General features: G+C 60.0%; 4 protein-coding genes. All 4 read right to left on the minus strand.

Annotation, left to right across the window (positions count from 1 at the left end):
- Positions 1–819: NAD-dependent epimerase/dehydratase family protein (locus tag ACXJ7R_RS25405; protein ID WP_457154232.1), on the minus strand; the 819-nt coding region annotated here is incomplete at its 3' end.
- Positions 820–1,100: 281 nt separating this feature from the next.
- On the minus strand, positions 1,101–2,336 hold the full coding sequence (locus ACXJ7R_RS25410) for an apiosidase-like domain-containing protein (protein WP_457154229.1): 1,236 nt from the start codon (positions 2,334–2,336) through the stop codon (positions 1,101–1,103).
- Positions 2,337–2,452: 116 nt separating this feature from the next.
- Entirely contained in the window at positions 2,453–3,886 is a 1,434-nt protein-coding gene (locus tag ACXJ7R_RS25415; RefSeq protein ID WP_457154230.1) for a DUF4214 domain-containing protein, read from the minus strand.
- A 159-nt stretch (positions 3,887–4,045) separates the two neighbouring features.
- A partial coding sequence (locus ACXJ7R_RS25420) for an acyltransferase family protein (RefSeq protein ID WP_457154231.1) occupies positions 4,046–4,551 on the minus strand: 506 nt, incomplete at its 5' end.

Here is a 4,551-nt window from a genome sequence, read left to right on the forward strand (position 1 = left end):
GGACCGCTTATCGGGTCCAGCATCCGACGCGAATTCAAGCCGGCAGCCCGGCACGACTTTGGCGACAATCTCGGCTATGTCGCGGATCCTGTAATTGTGGTCCGTCTGTCCCACATTGAAGGCCTCGTTATGGACGACCTCGCGCGGCGCTTCCAGTCCGGCGATGAACGCCCTGGAAATGTCCTCGATGTGGACGATCGGCCGCCACGGTGTCCCGTCCGACTTCAGGAGGATCACACCTTTGGTGACGGCCCAGGCGACCAGATTGTTCAGCACGATGTCGAAGCGGAGCCGGGGTGACAAGCCGTAGGCGGTGGCCGGCCGGAAATAGGTCGGAGAGAAGCTGCTGTCGGCCAATTCCGAGATATCCCGCTCCGAAAGCACCTTGGACCAGCCGTAGGGCGTGACCGGGTTCAGCTCGCCCGTTTCATCGACCATCCCCTCGCCCGCCTGGCCGTAATTGCTGCACGACGAGGCGAAGAGGAAGCGCGACACGCCGGCCTCCTTGGCCGCCTTCGCGAAACGAACGCTGCCCTTGTGGTTGATCTCATAGGTGATATCCGGATCGAGGTCGGACAGCGGGTCGTTGGAAAGAGCCGCCAGGTGGATGACGGCATCGAAACCCTCGAGGTCGCGCGCTTGCACGTCCCTGACGTCCTTTTGGATGGAGGGAACGGAAGCCTGCTCTCCGCCCGAAGCAAAGGTGCAGCGCCGGTAGAGATCGCTGTCGTAACCCGTCACCGAATGCCCCGCGCGGAGCAGCATAGGCACCATCACCGAGCCGATATAGCCTTGATGGCCCGTTACCATGACTTTCATCGCACACCTTTCCCCAACGGATATGATCGCGCAGAGGCTACTTGGGCTGAAAACAGTGAGGGAGAACGCCAATAGGCGATCAGGATGGCCCGTTGGACGAAGCCTCGCCGCCCGCTACCTCTTTCGGGTGGTGCGCGGCTAATCCTTTCGGCGATCGGCGTGAGCCGGATCCACACCCCAGTTGGCGAACGCCGCTGCCTCGCCTTGCTGTCTTGGGCGCACACCTGGCCTTCGCTGACTGCGCGCAGCTTGTGCATGGCGTTGGCCTTGCTCCATAGGACCTAAGGCGTGAGTTCCAGAATCCAGTCCGGGTAGCCGCGGCTGTTGAGCTCTGGCGGCTTGAAAGTTGTGCGCTCCGCCTTGAAAGGGGAACCTTCGACATCCGTCAATTCCCCGCTGGTGGGATCGCGCCAGCGGGCGTGGACGATAGTCTCCGAAAGCTGCGCGAGGTCGACGGTGACGGCCTCGTTGCTGGGCATGTAGACGACGGCGTAGGAGCCGTCCTTGGCCATCGCGGCGACCGCCCTCCCCATGTCCTTGCCCATGCCATCGACAAGAAATCTGTTCTTGCTGTCGGGTTCCAGCAGCCACCATTTTATCGACGAGATGAAGGCTATAAGCACCTCCATGCTCTTTGCGCCGGGACTGTCGAGGGCCTCCTTCCACTCCATGGTCTGCTGATGGAGGCCGGGCCCGTCGAAATGCCAGATCGGGTTGTTGCCATAGAGATGCCCGAATGCGCCCGAGAGGATCGCCTGGTAAGCCTGGACGCGGATCCGGTACTCGTCGGCATCGTATTCGAATTCGTAGGCAGTCTCGATCAGGAAGAAAGGCATACCCCTGGCGAGATCGTACTCCCTGATCGCTGTCGTATAGACCGGGCCATAGGTAAAGACGTTGTTCACCTTCAGCCAGGTTTCCGGGCCCCAGAAATCGAGCGGCGCCGTATCGGAATGGCCGTGGAAAGTGCTGAGAGCATCGGGGTCCTCGTCCATGATGCCTTTGGCGAGAGCCCTGACCAGATCTTTGTCCGCAGGATTGTAGTCGCCGCCGTTGACCCACATGATGTTGTCGAAGCGTCGGTAGCGACGTCCAACAAAATGGCCATAGGCCGCAAGCTCCCCTGCCCCTGCAGCCGCCATTTCCTGATACCAACCGTCACCGCCACCGCCATATCCGAGATATGCCGGGGCGAGCAGCACCAGGAAACCAAGATCGCAAGCCCTCTGCAGGATGCGATCGGCATGGGCGAAATATGCTTCGTTGGGAACAACGAAATCCTGGTTGTCGGCGAATGGCCTGTCGCCATACGCGTCTGCAGGCGCGTTGCGGGAAAATCGGTGCTCGATGAGGTTGACCAGAACGGTGTTGAACCCGCGAGCCTTGCGGTCCTCAAGGTAGAGGTAGGCGTCCTCGTCCGTCAGGTCGCCGATCAGCGACCAGGGCGAGTCTCCGTGCATGAAGAACGGATGACCTTCCCTGTCGACCGGGTAGTTCTTTCCGGATTCGATCCGCAAAGGGAACTTTGTCCCGCCAGAACGCTCACAGGCCAAGCTTCCGGTCGCCATAGCTGCCAAAAGGGCGCCGGCCATCAGAACAGATTGGAGGCGCACTGCCTTGACGCTCCTCTTGCTCACCCGGGGGGCGGCGCTGCGGACACGTCGCGGGTGGCAGCGTGTTGGGATCTGAATTCCGATGAATCGATGATGCCGAAGGCCAGGTCCTCTCGCGTCATGGTCCCCGCGCGCAGCTGCCGGGAATAGGTTTCTATCCCGTAATCGTCAGCGGGACGGTTGAGAAACAGCATGTAAAGGAAACCGATGTAGGCGCGGTCCGTAAGGCCGATCGTAGCATAGCTGGTCTGGAACTCGTCCGAGCGCATGAGTTCCACGGCCATTCCACCGATCGTCCTGTCCCCGCTTTCAAGAGCAGCCGACCACTGATCCACGCTTTGGGTGTCGCCCTCATGCCCAAGCACGAGGCAGTAGGCGAGGCTCGCCTGCCTTACATATACGGACTTGTTCGCGGCCGTCGCCTCTGGGTCGCACTCCCGATGCGGCTTGGGCAGCGGCTGCGGGCCGCGGGTGAAGTCACGCACCGTCTTGTAGGCGGGCTTCGGTTCGCCGACCCTCCATTTGCCCTCGGATGCAGCGGTGAGCCTCACCAGCCCCATATTGGCTTCGAAGCCGGGGGCCCAGTAGGTCTCATCGAACAGTTCGTAGATTTGCGCGGCCTCGACCTTGTACTTCTCGTTGAGCTCGCGAAGCCGCGTCATTGTCTGCTTGATACCATCGGCCTGCTGCCGCTCGCCGCGCTGACTTCCATTGGCACTGTTGAATTCGGTGACCCAGATCGGCTTGCCGTATGCCGAGATTTCGCGGAAAGCCCATTCCGGGTCCTCGCCATACATGTGCCAGACCGAGATGTCCCACGCGATCCCGTCCTGCTTCATCCGCGCGAACGCGCCGGTGTGACCCCATCCGGCGGTGCCAATCGCCTTCCTGATGCTCGGATCGACCTCTGTCATGCCGTCGGACAGACCTTTGAGGACGGCGCTCACCTTAACCCAGCGCGGGCCGTAGTAATCGAGCGCTCCGGTTCCTCCTGCAGGTCCCCATTCACATGGATATTGCGAGCCGTCGTCGCGTTTCTCGCAAGGCTTGATGATGGCGTAGTTCTCCATCTCGTTGCCAAGTTCCCAAACGCGGATATCGCCCTTGAACCTGGTGCCAAGGGCGATCGCCAGTTTCCGGGTCTTGCCGTAGAGCTCGTCCGGGCTATCCTTGTCCAGGTCGATGCCGGCGGGGGTGATCAAAGGCAGGATCTCGATCCCTCTCGCCTTTCCGGCGTCGACAAGGGCGGCAAGCATATCTGCGTTGTCTTCGCTGGTTATGTTGACCCTGTATGATTTCAGGCCGAGATTCTTGACGAAGTCGAGCTGCAACTCAACCGGGATGCCCGGATAGGCCGTTATCGGATGGCCGTTGACGCCCCAGAGGACATCTGCGGAAGCAGGCGCAACGGTCACCAGCAGGCAGGCCGCAGCGGTTGCGAAACGAAAGGACATGGCAACAGCCTCCGCTGCCCGATTTCAAATTCAGCCCGGATTGTCCGGCATGTGATCGGGGGAAGCAATTTGCTCATACGGGTGAACAGGGTACCTGCACTACCCCTTTCGGAGACTGCTCCTTAGGTCCGCGTCGTCAATGGACAGCCGCCGGTTGGATTACCTTGGCAGACTGCCAGCCTCCAGCGGCGGCGGCCTCCGCTGAAGGATTGTGGCCTTCCGCAGCAGTTCCAGAATTGGCTTTTCCACAAAGAGATGCGTCAGAACACCGACAATAAGGCACAAGCATATGATCATAGGAGCGAAGGAAACCTGTGATACTCCCCCAACGAATGTCGCCTTGATTAGCCAACCATACCCCAGCATGACAAAGATGTGGGTTAGGTAGATGGCATAAGATGCATCCCCAAGCAGGATCACTCCCCGGCCGGCCTTCGATCGCGGTTTCTTGGTCTTGAGGAAGGCCCCCACTATCAAAGTTGCTGGAAGGCCCCATGCGATGACTCGCAATATGGCTGTATCGCCGGGATGGCTAACGAAGACTGGAGAAACAATTATCAAGAAAAACCCGAGCGCGCCGAGTGCCGGCGGATACTCCCATTTACTTCTTGAGATAAACAATAGCGCTATGGCAATACCGAAGCAAAACTCAAGCACGATAGGGC

The sequence above is a fragment of the Mesorhizobium sp. P5_C1 genome (assembly GCF_054049815.1).

What these genes read in the sequence shown, in the direction of transcription:
- ACXJ7R_RS25415 (WP_457154230.1), bottom strand. Translation starts at nt 3,886, where the DNA reads ATGTCCTTTCGTTTCGCAACCGCTGCGGCCTGCCTGCTGGTGACCGTT.